Source organism: Usitatibacter palustris (genome assembly GCF_013003985.1).
GTDB lineage: Bacteria > Pseudomonadota > Gammaproteobacteria > Burkholderiales > Usitatibacteraceae > Usitatibacter > Usitatibacter palustris.
Genome location: NZ_CP053073.1, coordinates 3,627,389 through 3,650,039, shown reverse-complemented (window position 1 = coordinate 3,650,039; position 22,651 = coordinate 3,627,389). Strand labels below are relative to the sequence as shown.

General features: G+C 65.6%; 26 protein-coding genes. 12 read left to right on the top strand and 14 right to left on the bottom strand.

What is annotated here, in order from left to right; translation table 11 throughout:
• Positions 1–135: 135 nt before the first annotated feature.
• The 5 genes from DSM104440_RS17745 to DSM104440_RS17725 all read right to left on the bottom strand — a co-directional run bounded on the left by DSM104440_RS17745 (position 136) and on the right by DSM104440_RS17725 (position 4,328).
• The gene (locus DSM104440_RS17745; RefSeq protein ID WP_171165012.1) at positions 136–1,776 is read right to left on the bottom strand and encodes a sulfurtransferase; all 1,641 of its coding nucleotides are present in this window, start codon (positions 1,774–1,776) and stop codon (positions 136–138) included.
• 11 nt (positions 1,777–1,787) lie between these two features.
• On the bottom strand, positions 1,788–2,651 hold the full coding sequence (locus DSM104440_RS17740) for an ABC transporter permease (RefSeq protein ID WP_171165010.1): 864 nt from the start codon (positions 2,649–2,651) through the stop codon (positions 1,788–1,790).
• Entirely contained in the window at positions 2,648–3,505 is an 858-nt protein-coding gene (locus DSM104440_RS17735; protein ID WP_171165007.1) for an ABC transporter ATP-binding protein, read from the bottom strand. Before DSM104440_RS17735 ends, DSM104440_RS17740 begins: the two co-directional genes overlap by 4 nt.
• A 1-nt stretch (position 3,506) precedes the next feature.
• Positions 3,507–3,887 carry a GntR family transcriptional regulator gene (locus tag DSM104440_RS17730; RefSeq protein WP_171165005.1) on the bottom strand — a complete coding sequence of 127 codons (381 nt, stop codon included), beginning with the start codon at positions 3,885–3,887 and terminating at the stop codon, positions 3,507–3,509.
• 135 nt (positions 3,888–4,022) lie between these two features.
• Positions 4,023–4,328, bottom strand: coding sequence for a GIY-YIG nuclease family protein (locus tag DSM104440_RS17725; RefSeq protein ID WP_171165003.1), 306 nt, complete (start codon positions 4,326–4,328; stop codon positions 4,023–4,025).
• A 134-nt stretch (positions 4,329–4,462) separates the two neighbouring features.
• Here DSM104440_RS17725 and DSM104440_RS17720 point away from each other — a divergent pair, with 134 nt between their 5' ends.
• Together DSM104440_RS17720 and DSM104440_RS17715 are read left to right on the top strand one after the other, a co-directional pair.
• Entirely contained in the window at positions 4,463–4,765 is a 303-nt protein-coding gene (locus DSM104440_RS17720; RefSeq protein ID WP_171165001.1) for a GNAT family N-acetyltransferase, read from the top strand.
• On the top strand, positions 4,765–5,043 hold the full coding sequence (locus DSM104440_RS17715; RefSeq protein ID WP_171164999.1) for a GNAT family N-acetyltransferase: 279 nt from the start codon (positions 4,765–4,767) through the stop codon (positions 5,041–5,043). Before DSM104440_RS17720 ends, DSM104440_RS17715 begins: the two co-directional genes overlap by 1 nt.
• 101 nt (positions 5,044–5,144) lie before the next feature.
• Here the strand turns inward: DSM104440_RS17715 and cadR are convergent, their stop codons facing one another.
• Positions 5,145–5,570, bottom strand: coding sequence for a Cd(II)/Pb(II)-responsive transcriptional regulator (cadR, locus tag DSM104440_RS17710; RefSeq protein WP_171164997.1), 426 nt, complete (start codon positions 5,568–5,570; stop codon positions 5,145–5,147).
• Between the two features lie 53 nt (positions 5,571–5,623).
• Here cadR and DSM104440_RS17705 point away from each other — a divergent pair, with 53 nt between their 5' ends.
• Positions 5,624–6,259 carry a cation efflux transmembrane domain-containing protein gene (locus DSM104440_RS17705; protein WP_171164996.1) on the top strand — a complete coding sequence of 212 codons (636 nt, stop codon included), beginning with the start codon at positions 5,624–5,626 and terminating at the stop codon, positions 6,257–6,259.
• A gap of 107 nt (positions 6,260–6,366) precedes the next feature.
• Positions 6,367–6,825: a VOC family protein gene (locus DSM104440_RS17700; protein WP_212758128.1), complete on the top strand. Its 459-nt coding sequence runs from the start codon at positions 6,367–6,369 to the stop codon at positions 6,823–6,825.
• Positions 6,826–6,828: 3 nt separating this feature from the next.
• Here the strand turns inward: DSM104440_RS17700 and DSM104440_RS17695 are convergent, their stop codons facing one another.
• Genes DSM104440_RS17695 through nhaA form a run of 3 tightly spaced genes read right to left on the bottom strand, consistent with a single transcriptional unit; the run spans position 6,829 to position 9,840 of the window.
• Entirely contained in the window at positions 6,829–7,788 is a 960-nt protein-coding gene (locus DSM104440_RS17695) for a tripartite tricarboxylate transporter substrate binding protein (protein WP_171164993.1), read from the bottom strand.
• A 27-nt stretch (positions 7,789–7,815) separates the two neighbouring features.
• Complete coding sequence (locus tag DSM104440_RS17690; RefSeq protein ID WP_171164991.1) at positions 7,816–8,484, bottom strand: GNAT family N-acetyltransferase; 669 nt, start codon at positions 8,482–8,484, stop codon at positions 7,816–7,818.
• Positions 8,485–8,487: 3 nt separating this feature from the next.
• Positions 8,488–9,840 carry a Na+/H+ antiporter NhaA gene (gene nhaA / locus DSM104440_RS17685; RefSeq protein WP_212758127.1) on the bottom strand — a complete coding sequence of 451 codons (1,353 nt, stop codon included), beginning with the start codon at positions 9,838–9,840 and terminating at the stop codon, positions 8,488–8,490.
• 37 nt (positions 9,841–9,877) lie between these two features.
• Here nhaA and DSM104440_RS17680 point away from each other — a divergent pair, with 37 nt between their 5' ends.
• Together DSM104440_RS17680 and DSM104440_RS17675 are read left to right on the top strand one after the other, a co-directional pair.
• On the top strand, positions 9,878–10,903 hold the full coding sequence (locus DSM104440_RS17680) for an aldo/keto reductase (protein ID WP_171164989.1): 1,026 nt from the start codon (positions 9,878–9,880) through the stop codon (positions 10,901–10,903).
• A 148-nt stretch (positions 10,904–11,051) separates the two neighbouring features.
• Positions 11,052–12,236: a BaiN/RdsA family NAD(P)/FAD-dependent oxidoreductase gene (locus tag DSM104440_RS17675; protein ID WP_171164987.1), complete on the top strand. Its 1,185-nt coding sequence runs from the start codon at positions 11,052–11,054 to the stop codon at positions 12,234–12,236.
• Here the strand turns inward: DSM104440_RS17675 and DSM104440_RS17670 are convergent.
• Positions 12,233–12,502: an HPr family phosphocarrier protein gene (locus tag DSM104440_RS17670; RefSeq protein WP_171164985.1), complete on the bottom strand. Its 270-nt coding sequence runs from the start codon at positions 12,500–12,502 to the stop codon at positions 12,233–12,235. The genes DSM104440_RS17675 and DSM104440_RS17670 overlap by 4 nt on opposite strands.
• Positions 12,503–12,668: 166 nt before the next feature.
• Between DSM104440_RS17670 and DSM104440_RS17665 the strand changes: the two genes are divergently transcribed.
• The gene (locus DSM104440_RS17665; protein WP_212758126.1) at positions 12,669–13,127 is read left to right on the top strand and encodes a hypothetical protein; all 459 of its coding nucleotides are present in this window, start codon (positions 12,669–12,671) and stop codon (positions 13,125–13,127) included.
• Here the strand turns inward: DSM104440_RS17665 and DSM104440_RS17660 are convergent.
• Complete coding sequence (locus DSM104440_RS17660; RefSeq protein WP_171164980.1) at positions 13,124–14,509, bottom strand: patatin-like phospholipase family protein; 1,386 nt, start codon at positions 14,507–14,509, stop codon at positions 13,124–13,126. The two genes, DSM104440_RS17665 and DSM104440_RS17660, sit on opposite strands and share 4 nt — an antisense overlap.
• A 46-nt stretch (positions 14,510–14,555) precedes the next feature.
• Here DSM104440_RS17660 and DSM104440_RS17655 point away from each other — a divergent pair, with 46 nt between their 5' ends.
• From DSM104440_RS17655 to DSM104440_RS17635, 5 genes are all read left to right on the top strand, one after another.
• Positions 14,556–15,059 (top strand): PARP-type zinc finger-containing protein, encoded by a 504-nt coding sequence (locus DSM104440_RS17655; RefSeq protein WP_171164978.1) that lies wholly within the window; start codon positions 14,556–14,558, stop codon positions 15,057–15,059.
• Positions 15,060–15,132: 73 nt separating this feature from the next.
• A complete protein-coding gene (locus DSM104440_RS17650; protein ID WP_171164976.1) occupies positions 15,133–17,343 on the top strand; it encodes a patatin-like phospholipase family protein in 2,211 nt (736 codons plus the stop codon).
• A 95-nt stretch (positions 17,344–17,438) separates the two neighbouring features.
• Positions 17,439–17,879: a CBS domain-containing protein gene (locus tag DSM104440_RS17645; protein WP_212758125.1), complete on the top strand. Its 441-nt coding sequence runs from the start codon at positions 17,439–17,441 to the stop codon at positions 17,877–17,879.
• A gap of 83 nt (positions 17,880–17,962) precedes the next feature.
• Complete coding sequence (locus DSM104440_RS17640) at positions 17,963–18,880, top strand: ABC transporter ATP-binding protein (protein ID WP_171164974.1); 918 nt, start codon at positions 17,963–17,965, stop codon at positions 18,878–18,880.
• A complete protein-coding gene (locus tag DSM104440_RS17635) occupies positions 18,877–19,647 on the top strand; it encodes an ABC transporter permease (protein ID WP_171164972.1) in 771 nt (256 codons plus the stop codon). Before DSM104440_RS17640 ends, DSM104440_RS17635 begins: the two co-directional genes overlap by 4 nt.
• A 159-nt stretch (positions 19,648–19,806) precedes the next feature.
• Here DSM104440_RS17635 and DSM104440_RS17630 read toward each other — a convergent pair whose 3' ends face one another.
• The 3 genes from DSM104440_RS17630 to DSM104440_RS17620 form a co-directional block, all read right to left on the bottom strand.
• The gene (locus DSM104440_RS17630) at positions 19,807–20,766 is read right to left on the bottom strand and encodes a Bug family tripartite tricarboxylate transporter substrate binding protein (RefSeq protein WP_171164970.1); all 960 of its coding nucleotides are present in this window, start codon (positions 20,764–20,766) and stop codon (positions 19,807–19,809) included.
• A gap of 76 nt (positions 20,767–20,842) precedes the next feature.
• Positions 20,843–21,613, bottom strand: coding sequence for a 2-dehydro-3-deoxyglucarate aldolase (gene garL / locus DSM104440_RS17625; protein ID WP_171164968.1), 771 nt, complete (start codon positions 21,611–21,613; stop codon positions 20,843–20,845).
• Positions 21,614–22,645 carry an SMP-30/gluconolactonase/LRE family protein gene (locus DSM104440_RS17620; RefSeq protein WP_212758124.1) on the bottom strand — a complete coding sequence of 344 codons (1,032 nt, stop codon included), beginning with the start codon at positions 22,643–22,645 and terminating at the stop codon, positions 21,614–21,616.
• Positions 22,646–22,651: the final 6 nt, after the last annotated feature.

Sequence of the window (22,651 nt, the reverse complement as noted above, 5' to 3'; positions counted from 1 at the left end):
ACCTCGTTTGCATTCGCCTGAGCCAAGGGATCCATTAAATGATCCCGAGGCTCCCTTCACTGATCCCGGGGATCAATTAGGTGGTCCACAGGATCAGGCGAATGCAAAGTGCGTTTTTGTATAGGTCACGTCGTCCTAGGACGCTGCCAGCACCTTGACGTCCGGAAAGCCCATCAGCTTCATCACGTAGTAGTTCACTGCTGCGTCCGCGGGATCATCCGAGAACACCACGACTTCCGCGTACTTCGGCACGCCGGCCTTTGCCAGGATGCTCCAGATATCGCCCGCGGCCTTGGGCGAGCCATCGGCATTCACGAGACTCGCGGCCGGTACGTGCACGGTCTTGCCGTCCGGTGACTTTGCGGGCGCATTCTTCCCGGAAGCGACATACACCTTCGGGTACTCGCCCTTGGCGCGCGTGTCCTTCACCATCACGCCCGAACGCAACGCCACCGGGTACGTCGTGGGCGCCACCGCGAAATCCTGCGGCGACTTCGGCGCGCCGACGATCGTCTCCTGCTTGGTGAGCGTGAAGCCGCGCATGCCCCATTCGTCCACCGAATCCTTGAGCAGCGAGACCTTCGCCTGGCCGAGCTTCTCGAGCATCACGAACGCCAGCGCGGAATCTTCGTTCAAGCCGCCCTTCGAGATGATCACCACCTCGTGCGACGGATTCACGCCGGCCGAGGCGAGCACCTCGGCGAGCTTTGCGGGATCGTTGACGTGCGCGCGAAAGATCTCGGCCGGAACACTCACGGAGAAGGGCACGTGATTCTGCTGGAACGCGGCGGCCGGGCGCACGTCGACCAGGCTCACCTTGTTCATTCCGAGCGCGCGCATGAGCCGCCCCGTGCCCCACGCCGATACCCAGCTGCCATCGCGGCTGAGACCGGGCGCGGCGTACGTCCAGAAGGGCAGGCCGCGCTCGTCCTCGAGCCATTCCTTCTGCGATCCCTTGTAGATCTTCGCCTTCGGGTGGTCCGCGAGGAACTTGAGGGCGAAGAACGGAACCGTTGCGGCACCACCGCCACCGCAATGCGAGAGCACCTGCTTGTCGGCGCCGATGCCCTGGTACGCCGCCATCTTGCGGATCTCGGCCGGGGACTTGAACGTCTTGTCCTCGTTGAAGAAGTCCGACACCGCCATCGACACGGAGCCGGGCACGTGGCCGCCGCGATCGAAGAACTTGGCGCCGCCGTAGTAATAAGGAGTCTCGAGCGCATCGACCAACACGTAGTTCGCGCGATCGCCCGAGGCCACGAGGAACTCCGACAGGTTCGTGCGCTCGTCGTCGCGCGTGGTGGAAATGCGGAACGTGCCGGGCTTGCGCGGCGTGGGCTCCTTGGTCACCGCGCCACCCGAGGCCTCCCACTTTGCGAGGCCGCCGTCGAGCACGGAGATGTCCGCGGCGGGAAAGCCGTAGTAGTGCAGCTCGGAGTAGAGCCACGTCGCCGTCCAGCTGGCACCTTCGTCATAGATCACGACCTTGCGGCCTGGCTCGATGCCCCAGGCCTGGAAGCGCTTCTCCACGTCGGCATTGCTCGCCTTGTGGAAGAGGCCCACGCCCATGATGTCCACGTTTACCGCGCCGGGTACGTGCTTCGCCGCATAGACGCGGCCGGCGGAGGTGTCGATCACGAGGACGTCCTCGCGTCCGAGATTCTTCTGGAGCCACTCGACGCTGGCCAGTGGGCCCGCGGCAGCGTGGAGCGCCGCGCAGCTCGTGAGCAGGAAGCAGAGGAAGCTGTAGAGGGCTTTCGAGGCGATCGCTTTCATCGTGACTCCTTTCATGCGGGCTCGCGGCTGCGCCGGAGCCGCACCACCGCGGCGAAGCAGGCCGCCGCGAAGATGAGCCCGAGCCAGAGGCCGGGAGTACTGAGGAACTTCACCGGATCGATCTGCGAGAACTCCGTGACCTTCTGGCGCCCCGCGTCCACGACCCACGCCTCCTGCATCGCACCGACGAAGCGGTAGCGAATCAGGTTGGCGATGGACGACACGTCGAACGTCACCATCTCCACCAGCACCAGCGCGAAGGGCGGCAGCGTGGCCCACAGGAACACCGCGCGTTTGGCCAACGTGGATACGAGCAGGAAGTAACCGTGGAGCGGCGCGTACCAGAGCACGTGCACCACGACGCCGTAGAACATGAGTGCCGCCATCTTGAAGAGCGGAATCGCTCCCCACAGGATGCCGACGTCGATGCCCTTCGCCGAAAAGGCGACGCTGCTCGCGAGGAGCACGACGATCTGCGTGGTGAGTGCGACCACGAAGCCGATCGCCGGCAGGACGACGAGCGGGATGAGCGCCTTGGCCGTGACCGCCGTGAGATCGGAGACCGGCAGCGATTTCCAGAAGAGGATGCTGCGGTCGCGGCGCTCGGCATTCATCGCGTCCAGGCAGTAGAACGCGCCTACGATGAAACTGATGAGCAGGATGATCGACGCGATGATGCTGAACGGCGTGTAGATGAGTGGTGCGAGCTTGGCGGGATCCAGGTTCGCCATCGCGCGGAACTTGTCCAGGTGGCGAACCATGCTGATGACCACGCCCACCGTCACGAGGACGGCGACGGAGATCGGCGCGACCCACACGCCCTTGTGTTCCCAGATCTCGCGCCGCAGCGACCAGTAGAGAGGTTGCGTCTTCATGCGGCCACCCCCTTCCCGACGACCGCGACGAAGAGGTCGGCGATGCTGGGCACCCGCACGTCACCCAGCTCCGAGAGCCGGTCGCGATCGACACCGTCGAAGAGCAGGATCGTGCGGCCCAGGCCCTGGCGTTCGTTGATCGGGTTCAGTGCACGCGCCGAGGGCAACTGCTCGGGACCCACGGTGAGTTCGGCATAGCGCGACTCGAAAGCTTCCATCGAGCACGACAGCGCGATCCGGCCCTTGTCGATGAAGACGAGGTCCGTGAGGACGTGCTGGATCTCTTCGACCTGGTGCGTGGCCACGAGGATCGTGCGGTTGCCGTCGAAGTAGTCGGTGAGCAGCGTGTCGTAGAACTGCTTGCGGAAGAGGATATCGAGGCCGAGCGTGGGCTCGTCGAGCACCAGCAGCTTCGCGTCGATCGCCATGACGAGCGCGAGATGAAGTTGCGTCACCATGCCCTTGGAAAGCTTGCCCACCTTCTTCTTGAGCGGAATGGCGGTCCTGGCGAGGAAGCCTTCGGCCTTCGCGCGATCGAACTTGGGATGCACGCCCGCCACGAAGTCGAGCGCCTGCGACACGCGCAGCCACCGCGGCAGCACCGCGACGTCCGCGATGAAGCAAGCGTCCTGCATGAGGGCATCGCGCTGGGTCCACGGATTGAGTCCGAGGACCTTCAGGTCACCTTCGCACGACGTGAGCCCGGTGATCGCGTTGATCGCCGTGGTCTTGCCCGCGCCGTTGGGTCCGATGACGCCGAGGATCCGGCCCTGCTCGACCGTGAGGTCGATGCCGGCCAGTGCCACGGTGTCGCCATAAGTCTTGCGCAGGCCGCGCGCTTCGATCGTGCTCATCTCAGCGCTCCTTCGGCACGCGGCGCTTGGCGGCCGGCATGGCGAGCAATTCTTCGGTGGAGAGTCCGAGGCGCTGGATGCGTTCGCGCACCCGCGGCCACTCTTCCTTCAGGAAGCGTTGCCGCTCTCCTTTTAATAGAAGGTCGCGCGCGCCCTCGTTCACGAACATCCCCAGTCCGCGGCGCGACTCCACGAGTCCCTCGTCCACGAGCTGCTGGTATCCCTTCATCACGGTGAGCGGATTCACGCGCGACTCCGCGGAAACCGTTCGCACCGATGGCAGTGGGTCGCCTTCATTGAGTGCCTCGTCCAGGATCATCGCAACGATCCGGTCCCGGAGTTGCCGGTAGATCGGCTGGCTGTCGTTCCATTCGTTATCCATCAATAGGTGGCCGGAGAGAGGGCCGAGGGCCCTGTGAGCTGGTGTTGTAGTTAACTATAACACCGCCCGAGGGCGCCCTGTCAAGGGGGCACCCAACACTGTCATCCTGAGGAGCGAAGCGACGAAGGACCTGCTTTAGGGGGTTAACTGTTTAAGCTCACTGGGGGTCAGGTCCTCCCAGGTGGGGTTGTACATCTCGATCAACGCGACCTTCTTCTCCCGCAACCATCCTTTGATTTGCTTCTCGCGCGCAATTGCTCCCTCGATACCTTCCGTGTGCTCGTAGTGGACGAGCCGGTCGATCCGATACTTCGCGGTGAAACCCTTGATGAGCTTCTGCTTGTGCTCGTAGATGCGGCGCTCGAGATTGTTGGTGACCCCCACATAGAGGGTGCGGGATTTGCTGGCGAGGATGTAGACGAAGTAGTTGTGGTCGCGCATGCGTGATGAATGTGCGGTGGCGGAATGGCGTTGACCACGCCGTTAACCCCCTAAAGCAGGTCCTTCGTCGCTGCGCTCCTCAGGATGACAGTGGGTGGGGTGCTCACCGCAGTGGAGGTGACTACAATCTCCGCATGACCGATACCCTCAGCTTCCGCCACGACCTCGCCCGCAAGCGCTTCATCGGTGAACTCAACGGCACCGAGGTTGCCTACAGTGAAATCGATCCCGTAGGTGCCGATGCGATCCTCATCAAGCACACCGAAGTCCTGCCTGCCCACGAGGGCAAGGGCTACGGCTCTGCGCTGATGCGGGCTTTCTTCGCCATGGCCAAGGAGCAGAGCAAGGTGGTGATCCCGGTGTGTCCGTATGCGGCCGCGTTCATCCGCAAGCATCCCGAATACATCCCGCTCGTGCGGCCGGGGTATCCGCTCTGATGGGGCTCGCGTTTCGCTTCGACGAAGAGCGCATGCGCTTCATCGGCGAGCGCGACGGGACCGAGATTGCGTTCGCCCGCCTGGCCGATACCGGCAACGGCACGCTGCGCATCAATCACGTCGAAGTGCTGCGCTCCGAGGAGAACAAGGGGCACGCGTCGGCGCTGATGAAGGCGTTGCTGGAGGACGCGAGGGCGCGGGGGAAGAAGGTGGTGCCGGTTTGCCCTTTTGCCGGGGCTTACCTGCGGCGGCATCCGGAGTACGAAGATCTGCAGTGACTGTCATCCTGAGGAGCACAGCGACGAAGGACCTGCTTTAGGGTTCTAACTGTTAACCCCCTAAAGCAGGTCCTTCGTCGCTGCGCTCCTCAGGATGACAATCACAGACCCTTGCCGCTGACGGGCCGCTTCGCCGTTCCGGTGGCGATGCCCGCGAGGATCCCGCAGCTCTTCGTCGGTTGCGCCTTGCGGCACTGGCGACGAAGCAGCTTGAGTTCCTTCTCGAGCTCCGTGAGCTGCGCGATGCGATGGGCCACGTGCTGCAGGTGCTCATCGAGCAGCTCGTTCACGCCGCCGCAGTTCGCCTCCGGTTTGTCGCGGAATGAAAGCAGGGCGCGAATCTCCTCGAGCGTCATGTCGAGCGAGCGGCAATGGCGGATGAAGGTGAGGCGCTCGGCGTGGCCCGGGCCGTAGCGCCGGTAGTTGGCATCCGTGCGGCTCGTCGCGGGCAGCAGGCCCTTCTTCTCGTAGTAGCGGATCGTCTGCACATCGCACTGCCCGGCCTTCGCCAGCTCGCCGATCTTCATGGGAACTCCCGGGGGTTGACCCTGTAGCCAGTATAGGGTTTCAAATGAGGGTCATGAGCGAACATCACAACCACGACCACGCCTGCTGCGAAGTCCCCGCCGCCGACAGCCACTATCGCGGCGTGCTCTGGGCGGCGCTCGTCATCAATGCGCTGATGTTCGTCGTCGAGGTGATCGCCGGCGTGCGCGCGGAATCGGTTTCGCTGCTCGCCGACGCGGTCGATTTCCTGGGCGACGCCGCCAACTACGGCGTGAGCCTCTTCGTGCTGCCCCTGGCACTGGTCTGGCGCGCGCGGGCGGCACTCGTGAAGGGCCTCTCGATGGGCACCTACGGCGTGGGGATCCTGGCGCTCACCGCCTGGAACTTCGCGCGCGGCGTCGTTCCCGATCCGGTCTCGATGGGGGTCATCGGCACGCTCGCGTTGATCGCCAACGTGGCGGTCGCGGTGATGCTCTATCGCTACCGCAAGGGCGACGCGAACATGCGCTCAGTGTGGCTGTGCACCCGCAACGACGCGATCGGCAACGTGGCGGTGCTGCTCGCGGCCCTGGGCGTCTTCGGGACGAAGGCCGGTTGGCCGGACCTGTTCGTCGCCACGATCATGGCCATCCTCGCGCTCACGGCGGCGATCTCCGTCGTCCGGCAGGCGCGCCAGGAGCTCCGCGGCGAGCCTGCCGCCGCCGACTGACGGACAGGGACTACGCGCGGCTTCCGAGCGGGTGACAGCCGTTGTCCTACATTCGCATCAGTGCGGGGATGACAGAGCCCACGAGGGTCTTTGCGTACTGTGACGTCGTGGAAAACAACCTCAATCCCACCGCCAACATGAACACGAACGCCAACGCCAAGGACGAAAGCGTCCTCGATCACGTGCAGGTCCACGTGAAGGATCTGCGCCCGAGCCTCACCTTCTATCGCGCCATTCTCGACGCGCTGGAACTCGGCCACACGCTGCGGGTGGACAAAAACTACTTCTCGGCCAACGAGTTCATGGTGGACGCGAATCCGCAGGCCAAGGCCTGTCCGATCCACGTCGCGTTCTCGGCGCCGAGCGAAGAGGCCGTGCGCCGCTTCCATCTCGCCGGCCTCGAGGCGGGCGGCAAGGACAACGGGCCCCCGGGAATCCGACAGCTGCACGACCCGAACTACTACGCGGCCTATCTGCACGACCCGGACGGGAACAACGTCGAGGCCGTGTTCCACCGGCCGCCGCGCAACTCGAACGGGCACCCGCCGCCGAGGGCCGACGACTGACGTTCAGTCCGCCGTGACCTTCGCGTCGCGGATGACCTTGCCCCACTTGTCGATCTCGCTGACGATGAACTGATCGAACTCGGGCGGCGTGCCGCCGACGGGGACGATGCCCATCTCGTCGAACTTCGCACGCACGTCGTCCAGGCGAACGATGGCCGCGATCTCCGTGGACATCCTCTGGACGATCGGCGCGGGCGTTCCTGCCGGCGCAAGCACGCCGGCCCAGGTGCTGCCGATGAATCCCGGATAGCCCTGTTCAGCGAAGGTCGGCACGTCCGGCGCTGCGGCGAGGCGGCGATCGGCTGAAACGCCGATCAATCGAATCTTTCCGGCCTTGCCGTTGGGGATGAGTCCGGTGGCCGCATCGAAGAGCAACTGGATGCGTCCGCCCAGCAAGTCCACCATCGCCGGCGCGGCACCCTTGTACGGGATGTGCACCATGTCGGTCTTCGTCGTGGACTTGAAGAGTTCCGTGGTGAGGTGCGCGGCCGAACCGTTGCCCGACGAACCGAAGCTGATCTTTCCGGGGTTCGCTTTCGCGTAATCGACGAGCTCCTTCGGTGTCTTCACCGGCATCTCGTTGTTCACCGCGGCAATCAGCGGCCCGATACCCACGAGCGACACCGGCACCAGGTCCTTGCGCGTGTCGTACGGAAGCTTCGCGTAGAGCGACGGGTTCGCGGAGAACGCGGCGATCACGAGCACGAAGGTGTAGCCGTCGGGCGGCGACTTCACCGCCGCCTCCACGCCCACGATGCTGTTCGCGCCGGGCTTGTTGTCGATCGTGATAGGCTGCTTGATCCGGTCCTGCAGCTTCTGCGCAACGATGCGCGCAACCTGGTCCGTGAATCCGCCCGGCGTGTACGGCACGATGATGCGCACCGGTTTGGTCGGCCAATCGGTTTGTGCGGATGCGACGGTGGATGCGAGCGCGACGATGCAGGCGATGAGTGTGTTTCGCATGGCGGTCTCCTCGTTAACTGCTTTTTTTCAGCCTACCACCACGATCCGCATCGGCACCTCGCGCACCTCCGCGAACCCCATCTTCCGATAGAGCTCCCGCGCACGCGTATTGGCCGAAGCGACGTGGAGAAACGGCTGGTCGCCGCGTGCGAGCTGTTGCCGAAGCACATGCAGCGTGAGGCGGCGCGCAAGACCGCGCCCCTGGAACTGCGGCAGCGTGCACACGCCGCTGATCTCGTGAAGATTCCCGGCCTTGAGCCGCTCGCCCGCCATCGCGATGAGCTGCGCGCCTTCGAAGACGCCGTACCATTCACCCAGCTCGATCGTGCGCGGACCGAAGGGTCCGGGTCGCGTGAGCTCGGTGAGTGCGAGCATTTGCGGCACGTGTTCGCTGGCGAGGCGGATCGCGCCCAGTGTTTCGTCGGTCGCGGGATCGTTTCCCTGCCAGGCCATCGCGCACATCGTGGTGTCGACGTCGATCTTCCAACCCTTGGGCTCAGGCCCGCGCCACTCCGCGCAGTAGATGCGCTCGCCGGGGCTGCAGTGCGGTGCGAGCTCCGCGAACGGCGGATCGGCGGGATCGGCGAAGCCCATCAGCGGCGAGTAGCCCGGCGCGTAACGACGGATGCGATCAGTCCCGACCGTCAGGTGCGCGTGCGTTCCGGTGAACGCCTTCCAGAGGATGTTCTCGAGCACGGGCTATGCGGCGCGCTTGATCGACGCCATGTAGAGCCATACGAGACCCACGATGGCCGAGATCGCCGATCCGACGAGGATGCCGATCTTCGCCTGCTCGACCATCGCCGCGCTCGTGAATGCGAGCTGCGCGATGAAGAGCGACATCGTGAAGCCGATGCCCGCGAGCCACGCCGCGCCCAGCACGTGCTTCCACTCGACATCGGTGGGCAGGCGTGCGAGGCCCATCTTCACCGCCACCCAGCTGAAGGCGCCGATGCCGATGAACTTGCCGACAACGAGGCCGAGTGCCACGCCGATCGTGAGCGGATTGCCCAGCGCGCTTCCCCACTTCACCGCGGCGAGGTCGATGCCCGCGTTGGCGACCGCGAATAGCGGAATCACCACGAACGTGACCCACGGCGTGAGGCCATGCTCGAGCCGCTGCAGCGGGCTTTGCACCGCGACGGCCGCGCTCTCGATCGCCTCGGCCACCGCCGCCATTTCGCTGTTGTTGAGCGGGTTGTCGCCCGTGGACTGGTCCTCGCGCTGCTGGAGGAACGCTTCGCGAAGTTCCTTGATGCGGTTGAGGAAGTCGATGGCGCCGACCTTCGGAACCGAGGGAATCGAGAACGCGAGGATGATGCCCGCGAGCGTTGCGTGCACGCCCGACGCGTGCACGAAGAACCAGAGCGGAAATCCCAGCAGCGCGTAGGGAAGTGCGCGCCGCACGCCCGCGCGGTTGAGCAGGATGAGCAGCGCCGTGATGGCGCCGGAGGCCCAGAGGTACTCGACGCGCAGATCCGCCGTGTAGAACGCCGCGATCACGATCACCGCGCCCAGGTCGTCGGCGATCGCGAGCGCCATGAGGAACACGATGAGGTTCTTCGGGATGCGCCACGCGAGGAGCACGAGGATGCCGACCGCGAACGCGATGTCGGTGGCCATCGGGATGCCCCAGCCGGCGGCGGCGGGCGTGCCGACGTTGAGCGCGGCGTAGATTCCCGCGGGCACGATCATGCCGCCGGCGGCGGCGAAGACGGGCAGGGCCGCATCGCGCATCGACGAGAGCTCGCCCACGAGGATCTCTCGCTTCAGCTCGAAGCCCACCATCAGGAAGAAAAGCGCCATCAGCCCGTCGTTGATGAGGTGATGCAGCGTGAGCTTGAGCTCGAACCGGCTGCCCACGCCGAGCACGAACGGTTGCTCGAAGAAATGGTGCAGCGCGTCGTCGCCGAAAACGCTCGCCGCGACAAGGGTGAGCGCCGTCGTGACCGACAGGACGATGCCGCCGGCCGTAGTGCGCCTGATGAAACGCTGGAACGGCGAGAGGATCCGGCCGAAGAGCGGTTCGAGGGGATATTCGTTGTTCAGCACAACCTGATTGTAAGCTGCGGTTTACTGGAGGACGGCCATGAAGAATCGCACCCTGGGCTCGAGCGGCATCGAGGTTTCCCCGATCTGCCTCGGCACGATGATGTTCGGCGACCGCACCGACGCCGCGGAATCCGCCCGGATCGTCGCCAACGCGCGTGACGCGGGCGTGAATTTCATCGATACCGCGGACGTCTACGCGAAGGGCGAGTCCGAGCGCATCACCGGCAAGCTCATCTCCCCGGAGCGCGGCCAGTGGATCCTCGCCACCAAGGTCGCCAACGCGATGGGCGAGGGCCCCGAGAACCAGGGCCTGCACCGCGGCCACATGACGCGCGCGATCGATGCGAGCCTCAAGCGCCTCGGCACCGACTACATCGATCTTTATTACCTGCACAAGGACGACACCGCCACGCCGCTCACCGAGACGCTCGAGACCATGGCGGGCTTCATTCGCGCGGGCAAGGTTCGCCACTTTGCCCTGTCCAACTTCCGCGCCTATCGCATCGCCGAGGTGATCCGCCTGTGCGACGCGATCGGCATGCCGCGGCCCGTGTGCCTGCAGCCGTACTACAACGCGATGAATCGCATGCCGGAGGTCGAAGTGCTGCCCGCGTGTGCGTACTACGGCCTGGGTGTGGTCCCCTACAGCCCGCTCGCGCGCGGCGTGCTTACCGGCAAGTACGTTCCCGATGCGGCGCCGCCCGAGGGTTCGCGCGGCGGCCGTTCGGACAAACGCATGATGCAGACCGAATTCCGGCGCGAGTCCATGGAACATGCGCAGGCCATGGCCGCGCACGCGAAGACGCGTGGCATCACACCGGGCGAGTTCGCCACCGCCTGGGTGCTCGCCTGCGAACACGTGAGTTCGGTGCTCGCCGGGCCAAGGACCCTGGAACAGTGGACCGGGTACCTCGGTGCGCTCGACTACAAGTGGACGGCCGAAGATGAGGCCCTCGTCGATTCGTTGGTCCCTCCGGGGCATCCTTCGACGCCGGGTTATTCGGATCCGATGTATCCGTTCCATGGACGGACCCGGGCGGGGAATCCCGTACTGTCATCGTGAGGAGCTTTGCTTACTGTCATCCTGAGGAGCGAAGCGACGAAGGACCTGCTTTAGGGGTTTAACTGTTAAAGCACTCAAGCAGGTCCTTCGTCGCTTCGCTCCTCAGGATGACAAATTGCTACCGCCCTCAGGATGACAATTTCTTGTGATGACAACCTCCACTGACGTCGCCGTCATCGGCGCAGGCGCAGCCGGCATGATGGCCGCCGCCACCGCGGGCCAGCGCGGCCGCCGTGTCGTACTCATCGATCACTACAAGGATCTCGGGGAAAAAATCCGCATCTCCGGCGGCGGGCGCTGCAATTTCACCAACATCCACGCGACGCACAAGGATTTCCTCTCGCGCAACCCGGACTTCTGCCGCTCGGCGCTGGCGCGCTACACGCCGCGCCATTTCGTCGCACTCGTTGACCAGTACCGCATCGCGCATCACGAGAAGACGCTGGGCCAGCTCTTCTGCGACGAGAGCGCGAAGCAGATCATCGCGATGCTCAAGGCCGAGTGCGACGAGGGCCGGGTCACGTGGATGCGCCCGTGTGGCGTGAGCGCGGTCGCGAAGACCGCGAGCGGGTATCGCATCGACACGGAGCAGGGCGCGATCGAGTGTGCATCCGTGATCGTCGCAACCGGCGGGCTCACCGTCCCGAAGATCGGCGCCACGCCCTTCGCGTACAAGCTTGCCGAACAGTTCGGGCTCGCGATCGTGCCGCCCAAGCCCGCGCTGGTGCCGCTCGCGATGGACGACAAATGGCTCGCGCGCTACGGCGAGCTCTCGGGCGCTTCGCTCGAAGTGGAGATCACTTGCGGCGGCGGCAAGTTTCGCGAGGCGATGCTCTTTACCCACCGCGGCCTCTCCGGCCCCGCGGTTCTGCAGGCGTCTTCCTATTGGCAGATGCAGGAAGCGCGCGATCCGTTGCACGTGAACCTCCTGCCGGGCACGGACGCGGCCGCGTTCCTCGCGGAGAACCGTCGTTCGCCGGCAACGCTGGGCGCGCTCATCGCCGAACGCTGGCCCGCGCGCTTCATTCAGGCGTGGTGCGAGGAGCACGAAGCCACGCGCCCGATCGTGCAGCTTGCCGAGCGCAAGGTCGAGGAGCTCGCGCGAGCCCTCAATGACTGGAAGCTGCAGCCCACCGGCACGCTCGGCTACAACAAGGCCGAGGTCACGCTGGGCGGCGTGGACACGCGCGGCCTGTCATCGAAGACGATGGAGGCGCGCGAGGTGCCGGGCCTGTACTTCATCGGCGAGGCGGTCGATGTCACCGGCCACCTGGGCGGCTTCAACTTCCAGTGGGCGTGGGCCTCGGGCCGCGCCGCGGGCGAAGCCGCCTAGCGTTTCTCCGCGAAGCCGCTCGCGACGAGCTGCGCGACTTCCTGCATCGCTTCCACTTCGTCAGGCCCCTGCACCTCGATCAACACGTGCGCGCCCATGCCCGCGGCGAGGATCATGACGGCGATGAGGCTGCGCGCGTTGGCGCGTCGCCCATTGGCGACGAGGATGATGTTGGAGCGGAATTTCGCGGCAGCGAGAGTGAGCCTTGCGGCGGCACGGGCGTGGAGCCCGGAAGGATTGCGTACGACGACGTCTCTTTGCTGCATGTGATGCCTCCTGCGTGTTGCGTGAAGCAGTCTGAACCCCTCGCGCGCCAGTTGGTTCCGCACCAAGATGTTTCGCCTTGTTGTTGCTCGCATTGGCACGAAATCCGCTAGAGTCTTCCGCACAAAACTTCCGGGGAGGGAAGCCATGATTCTGGGAATGTCACCGATGGTTTTCATCCACGTGGTCATCAGCCTCGTGGCGATCGTCGCGGGCGTGGGTGCGGTGGCCGCGATGTTCAAGGCGGATCGCGCACCGAAATGGACGGCCGCGTTCCTCGGCCTCACGATCCTCACCAATTTGAGCGGGTTCATCCTGCCCGCGGACAAGTTCCTGCCCTCGCACGCGACGGGCATCATCTGCATGGCAGCCCTCATGGTCGCGATCTACGCGCTGTACCTGAAGGGGCTCTCGGGCCGGTGGCGCGCGCTCTATGTCGGCACCGCGGTCGCCTCGCTCTACCTCAACGTGTTCGTGCTCGTCGTGCAGGCGTTCCTCAAGGTGCCCTCGCTGAAGGCACTCGCGCCCACGCAGCAGGAGCCGCCGTTCGCGATCGCGCAGGGCATCGTCTTCCTGGCATTCGTCGTGATCGCGGTGTTAGCGGTCAGGCGCTTCCACCCGCGCTAGGGTGAGGGCTTCATCCGTTCGAAGAGGAACTGCCGGAAGCGCGGCAACGAGAGCATGGTGCGGCGCGCCGCGTCGATCGCCGCGTCGATCTGCTCGGGCGGCAACGTGAGGCGAGTGGGAATGACTTCCAGCTTCGCGCGGTCCTCGGGCGAGAGGTTGTCGATCGACAACGACGCGAAGTAGAAGCGCACGTCCGAGCAGTGCCAGTCCTTCACCGGGCCGCCCAGGCGCGCCACCTGCTCGAGCGTGAGCCCGCAGCGGAATTCGATCAACGACGCTTCCCACTCCTTCAACATGCGCCAGAAGCCATCGGCGGCGTAGCGGGCCATGGATTCGGTCGCGACGTCGGTCACGTGCAGTGCCAGCTCCACGCCCGGCGGGCCCGGCTCCTCGAGCGCCCAGGCGCCGTGCGGACCGCGCGCCGCGTCGACCACGAGGAAGAGCATGCGGCGGACCTTCACCGCGTCGCGTTCGGTCATCGGCGCGTAGGCCGTGCCCGAAATCGCCCGGCTGACCGCCAGCGTGGCGAGGCCGAGGTTGTCGGTGACGCCGCCGTCGATCAGCTTCACGTAGCGCACCTTGCTCGGGTCGCGATAGGACGACATCGCCTTTTCGATCGACTTCAGGATGGGCGGCGCATCGGGGTCGTTGCGTGCCTGCGCGATCGCGCGAGGCAGGGGTGCGGTGCAGTGATCGGGGTAGGTGCGCACCACGACCGGTGCGAACACGAGCGGTACGGCCATCGACGCGACGACGGCGTCGGCAATGCTGTAGGGCCGGATGTCGCTGCAGAGCACCGAGAAGATCCGCGGGATGAAGGGGAAAGACAGGCGGTTGTAGACATCGGTCGCGTGGATGCGGATGTCGCTCTTGCGGCGCTTGTAGAGGTCGGCGAAGGTCGCGCCATTGAAGACATGCTTGTCGAGCGACTCACCGAAGTTCTCTCGTGCGTTGAGACCGCCCCCGAAGATGCGCAGAAGGTTGTCGGGATTGGTGATCGACAGGCGCATGTCGGCCTCGAAGTCGCGCAGCAGCACGTTCTCGCGGAACCGGTCCATGCCCTCGACGCCGTAGAGGCCGAAGTGCGCGGCGGCAAGCGAACCACCCGACACGCTCGAGATGAACACGATCTCGTCGGCGAGGCTGCCACCGCCCGCGGTCTTCGTGTCGCGCAGCGCCGTGAGCACGCCGTGGGCGATCGCCGCGGCGCGCAGGCCTCCGCCCGAGAAGGAAAGCGCGACCGCGTTCTCGCCGACGATGTCCTCGGGCGCGTCCATGCCCGGGGGCGTGGCCCTGGTGATCGGCACGTTGGTCGCCGGGTTGAAGACGCTCGTGGCGCAGCCGGCGAGGAGGAGGCAGAGCGAGAGGAAGGCGGCGCGCATGGTTGATGCTAGCTCAGCAACGCGGTCATCCACTATCCTTTCGCCTGTGACCCATACCTTCGAACCCGCCGCCACCGGGCGTTCCAAATGCCGCGGCTGCGGCCAGGCCATCGCCAAGGGCGAGCTGCGCTTCGGCGAGCGCGTGGCCAACCCGTTCGCGGACGGCGACCAGACGCTCTGGTTCCATCCGTTGTGCGCGGCGTTCAAGCGGCCCGAGTCGCTGCTCGAAACACTGCCCGCCGCGCCGCCCGACCTGATCGACCGCGAGAAGCTCGAGCTCGAGGCGCACCGGGGCCTCGTGCACAAGCGCCTGCCGCGCATCGATGGCGCCGAGCGCGCGAAGGGCCAGGCCGCCTGCCGCCATTGCAAGGAGCCGATCCCGAAGGGCCAATGGCGCATCAAGCTCGTGTTCTTCGAGGAAGGGCGCTTCAATCCCTCGGGGTTCATCCACGTTCGCTGTGGCGAGGCGTACTTCGAGACGCCCGACATTCGCGAACGCGTGATGCATTTCAGTCCCGGGCTCGAAGGCGATCCTTTCGCCCCGGATTAGCAGCGCCATGCGCACGCGCTAGGTACACTGGGTCATGCGGCGAAATTGCGCACGGTGCCTGGTGATTTTCTGGATGTGCACGGCAACCCTGGGGATTGCCGACGTGGCCGCGCAGGCAACCCCGCCCGCCGAGACCGCCTCTCGTCCCCGGCCGAAGATTGCCCTCGTCCTTTCCGGCGGAGGCGCGCGAGGTCTCGCGCACATCGGCGTGCTGAAGGTGCTGCGCGACCAGCGCGTGCCCGTCGACATGATCGTCGCGACCAGCATGGGCACGATCGTCGGTGGCGCGTACGCCGCGGGCAACACGCCCGAGCAGATGGAAGTGCTGGTCGGGCAGGCGGACTGGACGGCGATGTTCTCCGACCGGCCACCGCGCGAGGACCTCTCGTTCCGCCGCAAGGAGGACGACCTGCGCTTCATCGGCAAGAGCGAGCTCGGGGTCACCAAGGAGGGCATCGTGCTGCCGCGCGGGGCCTTCGGATCCCAGAACCTCGAGGAATTCCTGCGCAGCGTCGCCCGCCCGGCGAGCGATGCGCGCCACCTCGACGAGCTGCCCGTCGTGCTGCGTGCGGTGGCGACCGATCTCGAAACCGGAGAGCTCGTCGTCCTTCGCGACACGTCGCTTTCCGTGGCGATGCGCGCGTCGATGTCGATCCCCGGCGCATTCGCGCCGACGCAAGTCGACGGCCGCCTGCTGGGCGACGGCGGGCTCGTGAGAAACCTGCCGGTCGAAGTCGCCCTCGAGCTCGGGGCCGACATCATCATCGCGGTCAACGTGGGCACGCCGCTCATGCCGCGCGACTCGCTGTCCTCGGCGCCGGGCGTGGCGCTGCAGATGATCAACATCCTCACGGAGCAGAACGTCGGGATCTCGCTGCGCGCGCTGCGCCCGAAGGACATCCTCATCTCGCCCGACCTGAAGGGCGTGAGCTTCGTCGATTTCGAACGCGGCACGGAGCTCATCGCGATCGGCGAGGCCGCGGCCAAGCGGGTCGTCGAACGCCTCGCGCCGCTCGCCCTCGACGCTCGCGAGTACGCGCGTTGGGAAGCGGGCCGCGTGCGTCGTCCCGTGATTCCGGATCTCGCCATCAAGGAAGTGCGCGTGGAAGGCGCGGTGCGCACCAACCCCGAGGCGCTCAAGCGCGAGGTGCAGAGCATCGCCGGCGTGGAGCCGGGCAAGGCGGTCAGCGACGCCGATCTTTCGAGGGCGAGCAGCGTTCTCTACGGCATGGGCGATTTCGAACGCGTGCACGTGCGCTCGGAGCTCGAGCAGGGACGCCGCTCGGTGGTGATCGATGTCGACGAGAAGCCCTGGGGCCCGAACTACCTGCGCATCGGCGGCCGCGCGGTCGCGGATCTGGACACCGACGCGCGCTTCTCGATCACGGTGCAGCACACCATGACGTGGGTGAACAGTTGGGGCGCGGAGTGGCGAAATGAAGTGCAGTTCGGCGACGTGCAGCGGTTCACCACGGCCTTCTACCAGCCGCTGGGCCCCGGCAGCCCATGGTTCGTCGAGCCGCTGCTCGAAGCGGTGCAATCCGACTACGACATCTTCACGCAGGGAAACCGCCGCACCGATCGCGTCACCACCGCGACGTCGGTGGCCTCCGCGGTGATCGGTCGCCGGCTCGGCACCATCGCGGTGGCGCGAGTGGGCGGCGGCTACGAGCGATACCGTGCCACGCCTTCGATCGGCCGTTCGCTCGATGGCCCGGTCGAAGGCAACGCGAGATTCGTCCGCGCTTCGGTGATCGCCGATACCCTCGATGACGCGAACTTTCCGCGCCACGGAGCCTTCGTGGCCGCCGAGGTCGTGCGCTTCGACGACTACCAGACGTCGCGTTCGCCGTTCCGGACCTCCAACGTGAGCGTGCTGCTGCCCCTGACCTTCGACCGGTTGACGCTGCTGGGCATCGCCGGCGCGCAGACCTCGCAGGACAATCGCGGCGGCTTCAGCATGGGCGGATTCTTCAACCTGAGCGGCACCCCTTACGGCGCGATCACGGGTTCGCAGGCCGCACTCGTGGGCGCGCTCGCGTACTACCGCATGGGCGAGTTGCCGCGCGTGCTCGGTCGCAGCTGGTACCTGGGCACGTCGCTCGAGGCCGGCAACGCATGGGCACGCAGCTCCGACATCTCCTTCAAGGACACGAAGAAAGCCGCCTCCGTGTTCGTCGGGCTCGACTCCGTCATCGGTCCGCTCTACCTCGGCTATGGCCACACGTTCGGTGGCGACTCCTCGCTCTATCTTTTCCTCGGACGGCCCACCGAGCGCAACTAGCGCCTACGTGGAAAGCGGCGATGTCCGACAGCGCGTGGCGCATTTCGGCCGGACACTGACGATTCGAACGCCAACGAACGGTGGAAGGAATTGCCATGAACAAAGTCAGCGAAATGATGACGCGCGAAGTCGCGCTCATCGACCCCGACAAGTCGATCTGCGACGCCGCGAAACTGATGGCCGAATGCGGCGCGGGCGTGATCCCCGTCGGCGAGAACGACCGCCTCATCGGCGTGATTACGGACCGCGACATCGCGATCCGCGCCGTTGCGAACGGGCTGTCGCCGGAGACGACGGTGCGCCAGGTGATGAGCAATGAAGTGCTGTACTGCTACGAAGACCAGACGGTCGACGAGGTCGCGACCAACATGGGCGACCAGCAGGTGCGCCGCCTGCCGGTGCTCAACCGCGCGAAGCGGCTCGTGGGCATCGTGTCGCTCGGCGATCTGGCGGTGAAGGTGGCGCCGAAGACGACGGGCGAGGCGCTCGCCGACATTTCGCGGCCGGGTGGCGCGCGCGACCAGACGATGCACTGACGCAAAGAATGGGGACAGTCCCCTTTTCGGAAATGGGGACTGTCCCCTTTTTCTGAGAGGGTGGGCATGGGAGAATTCTTCCCATGTCCATCATCTCGATCCAGGGCCTCAGCAAGACCTACGCCTCCGGCCTGCAGGCACTGAAGGCGGTCGACCTCGAGATCCGCCGCGGGGAAATTTTCGCGCTGCTCGGGCCCAATGGCGCGGGCAAGACCACGCTCATCAATATTGTTTGCGGCATCGTGACGCCGAGCACGGGCCGCGCGGTCGTCGATGGCCACGACATCGTCCGCGATTACCGCGCCTCCCGCGCGAAGATCGGGCTCGTGCCGCAGGAGCTGCACACGGACATGTTCGAGACCGTGTGGGCGACGGTCAGCTTCAGCCGCGGCCTGTTCGGCAAACGGCCTGATGCCGCGCACCTCGAGAAGGTGCTGCGCGAGCTTTCACTCTGGGAGAAGCGCCACGACAAGATCATGACGCTCTCGGGCGGCATGAAGCGCCGCGTGCTGATCGCCAAGGCGCTCGCCCACGAACCCCAGGTCCTGTTCCTCGACGAACCCACCGCCGGCGTGGATGTGGAACTGCGCCGCGAGATGTGGGCGCTGGTGCGGCGCCTGCGCGAAGGCGGCGTGACCGTGATCCTCACCACGCACTACATCGACGAGGCCGAGGAGATGGCCGACCGCATCGGCGTCATCGACAAGGGCGCGCTCGTGGTCGTGGACGAGAAGACCGCGCTCATGCGCAAGCTCGGCACCAAGCAGCTCACGGTGCACCTTGCGCGGCCTCTGACTGAAATTCCGCCGGGACTCGACGGCTGGCGCCTCGCGCTCAACGGCGGCGGCAACGAGCTCGAGCTCACGTACGACGCGCACCAGGATGCGACCGGCGTGCCGACGCTGCTCGCGCGCCTGGGCGAGCTCGGCATCGAGTACCGCGACCTGCATACGCGGCAGACCTCGCTCGAGGAGATCTTCGTGGGACTGGTGGCCAAATGAGCTTCAACTCCCATGGCGTGAAGGCGATCTACGGCTTCGAGATGGCGCGCTTCGGGCGCACGTTCTTCCAGAGCCTGGTCACACCCGTCATCACGACCTCGCTCTACTTCGTGGTCTTCGGCGCGGCGATCGGCTCGCGCATGGGCGGCGGCATGGACGGCGTGCCGTACGGATCCTTCATCGTCCCGGGGCTCGTGATGCTCGCGATCTTCACCGAGAGCCTGAACAACGCGTCGTTCGGGATCTACCTGCCGAAGTTCACCGGCACGATCTACGAGTTGCTCTCCGCTCCCGTGTCGCCCTTCGAGATCGTGCTCGCCTACGTGGGCGCGGCCTCCACGAAGTCGCTGATCCTGGGTCTCGTGATCCTCGCCACGGCGAACATCTTCGTCCCCGTGAGCGTCGCGCATCCCGTCTGGATGGTCGCCTTCCTCGTGCTCACGGTCGTGACGTTCTGCCTCTTCGGATTCATCCTCGGGGTCTGGGCGAACGGCTTCGAGCAGCTCTCGTTCATCCCGATGCTCGTGATCACGCCGCTCACGTTCCTCGGCGGCGCGTTCTACTCGATCGACATGCTCCCGGGCGTGTGGCGGACGCTGAGCCTCTTCAACCCGATCGTGTATCTCATCAACGGGTTCCGCTGGAGCTTCTACGGCGTGTCGGACGTGAACGTGGCGCTGAGCTTCGGAATGACGCTCGCGTTCTTCCTGATTTGCCTCGGGGTGGTCGCGTGGATCTTCAGGACCGGGTACCGGCTGAAGAGCTAGGACGCTTTAGCTAGATCACTGTCATCCTGAGGGCCGAAGGCGTCAGAAGGACCTCCTGAGCGTACGAAGGATCTGCTGTTAAAACCCTCAAGCAGGTCCTTCGTCGCTTCGCTCCTCAGGATGACAAGTAGTGCTCCTCAGGATGACAACTATCGTTGTCTACTCGAACTTCTCCCCCGACTCCTTCACCACCTTCGCCCAACGGTCGCGCTCGCTCACGATGAACTGACCGAACTGCGCGGGCGTCTGCGGGCGTACTTCCGCGCCGGCCTTGTCGAGGCGTTCCTTCATCTCGGGCGTGGCGAGGATCTTCGTGATCGTGTCGTGCAGCTTCGCGACGACGTCCGGGGGCGTGCCCGCGGGAGCGACGATGCCCTGGAACGATCCGGTCTCGAAGCCGGCGAGGTTCGCGGACTCGGCCACCGTCGGAATGTCCGGCGCCGCGGGGAAACGCTTGGCGCTGGAGATCGCAAGGGCCTTCAACTTGCCGTCCTTCACGAACGGAAAGGTCGCGAGCATGCCGTTGAACATCACCTGGGCCTGGCCGCCGACCATGTCGGTGAGCGCCTGCGAGCCGCCCTTGTACGGAACATACGTCCACTTGATGCCCAGGCGCTGCGCGAAGTCGATGCCGGCAAGGTGGTTGGCGCCGCCGATGCCCGAGACCGCGAAGTTGAGCGAATCGGGCTTCGCTTTCGCGAGCGCGATGAACTCCTTCGTGTCCTTGGCCGCGACCGACGGATGCACCACGAGCAGGTGGGGCGAGTACGCGACCATGATCACCGGCGCGAAGTCCTTCACCGGATCGAAGGGCAGCGACTTCATCACGCTCGGCGCGATGGCGAGCGAGCCGATGTCGGCGAGCAGCAGCGTGTAGCCATCCGGCGGCGACTTCGCCACGAGATCCGCGCCGATGTTGCCCGTCGCACCCGGCTTGTTCTCGACGATGATCGTCTGGCCGAGCGTCGCCTGCAGGCCTACGCTCAGCGCGCGCGCGAGGATGTCGGACGTTCCGCCCGGCGGATACGGCACGACGATCTTGATGGTCTTGTTCGGGTACTGCGCGAACGCCGCGCCGGCGAAGGCGAAGGCGGCGATGGCAAGCAGGAAGCGTTTCATGGTTTCTCCTCTTTGTAGCAGCAGGTCCTTCGGTCGCTGGCGCTCCCTCAGGATGACAGTGTGCAGACGACGGTGGCTATTTGAATTTCTCGCGGACGGCTTTGACGGAGTCGCGGAAGATGCCCTGGTCGCTGCCGACGGCGACGAACGAGGCGCCCCATTCCATGTAGCGGCGTGCGTCGGCCTCGTTGAGTGCCAGCGTGCCGGCGGGCTTGCCGGCGGCCTTGATGCGCGTGAAGAGATCCTTGATCACGGCTTGCACTTCGGGGTGCGACGGATTGCCCAGATGTCCCATCGACGCCGCGAGGTCCGCGGGACCGACGAACACGCCGTCCACGCCATCGACCGCGGCGATCTTCTCGAGGTTCGCAACACCTCCCTGGCTCTCGATCTGCACGAGCAGCGTGATGCAGTCGTTGATCTGCTTGAGGAAGTCGGGAATCGTGCCGTACTTGTTCTGGCGCGTGGCGAGCGCCACACCGCGAATGCCCGCGGTGGGGTAACGCGTCGAGGCGACCGCTTGCTTCGCCTGCTCCGCGGATTCCACGTACGGGATGAGGAAGTTGTAGAAGCCCGCGTCGAGCAGCCGCTTCATCCAGATGACGTCGTTCCACGGCGGGCGGACGATCGGCGCGCTGGACGAATCCTTCAGCGCCATGAGCTGCGGCACGAAGGTCGTGATGTCGTTGGGCGAGTGCTCGCCGTCGAGCAGGATCCAGTCGTAGCCGGCGAGGCCCAGGATCTCCGCGGTGATGGGGTTCGCGAGGTGCGACCAGCAGCCGATCAACTGCTTGCCGGCGATGAGGTCCTTGCGAAATTGATTGGGAACGCCTTGGTATGCCGCCATCTATCCTCCGATTGCACCTTGTGTGTTGACGTAGAGCGAGTACAGCGATTGCGAGCCCGCCATGAAGAGGCGGTTGCGCTGGACGCCGCCGAAGCAGAGGTTCGCGCAGCGCTCCGGCAGGCGGATGCGCCCGATCGGCTTCGCTTCCGGATTGAAGATCATCACGCCGTCGAGCTCGTCGCTGCCCATGCCCCAGCCGCACCAGAGGTTGCCGTCGACGTCGACGCGGAATCCATCGGGGCTGCCGGCGCCGGCGTTGATGAACGTGCGTCCGTTCGAGAGCTTCGTGCCGTTGTCGACCACGTCATAGACCTTGATCACGCGCGGATTCACGCCGGCCTCGACGATGTAGAGCTTCGATTCGTCGGGCGAGAACGCGAGCCCGTTGGGGCGATTCACGTCGCCCGCGACGACCGTCGCCTTGCCGGTCTTGCCGTCGACGCGATAGACGTTCGTCGGCAGTTGCGGCTCGGCCTTGTAGCCTTCGTAGAAGCCGAGGATGCCGAAGGGTGGATCCGTGAACCAGATCGAGCCGTCGCTCTTGCAGACGATGTCGTTGGGGGAGTTGAGCGGCTTGCCTTCGAACTTGTCGATCACGGTGCTGATCGTGCCGTCGTACTCGGTGCGCGTGACGCTCCTCGTGCCGTGCTGGCAGGTGAGCAGGCGTCCCTGGCGATCGCGCGTGTTGCCGTTGGCGAAGTTCGAGGGCTTGCGGAAGACGCTCGCCTGCCCGGTCTCCTCGTCCCACTTCATCATGCGGTTGTTGGGGATGTCGCTCCACACGACCATGCGTGAGTCACCCATCCACACCGGCCCTTCGCTCCAGCGAAAGCCCGTGGCGAGCCGCTCGACCGCGGCGAGGCCGAGGCGATATTTCCCGAACGAAGGATCGATCTGGATGACGGCCGGATCGGGATAGCGCGTCGCGGGCGCCCACTGCCCGAAGGCCGCGCTCGACATGCTGGAAGCGGCCATGGCCGCACCGGCGGCGATCCAGCGGCGCCGTTCGGAATCGGCGAGTTCGTCGGTCATGTTGTC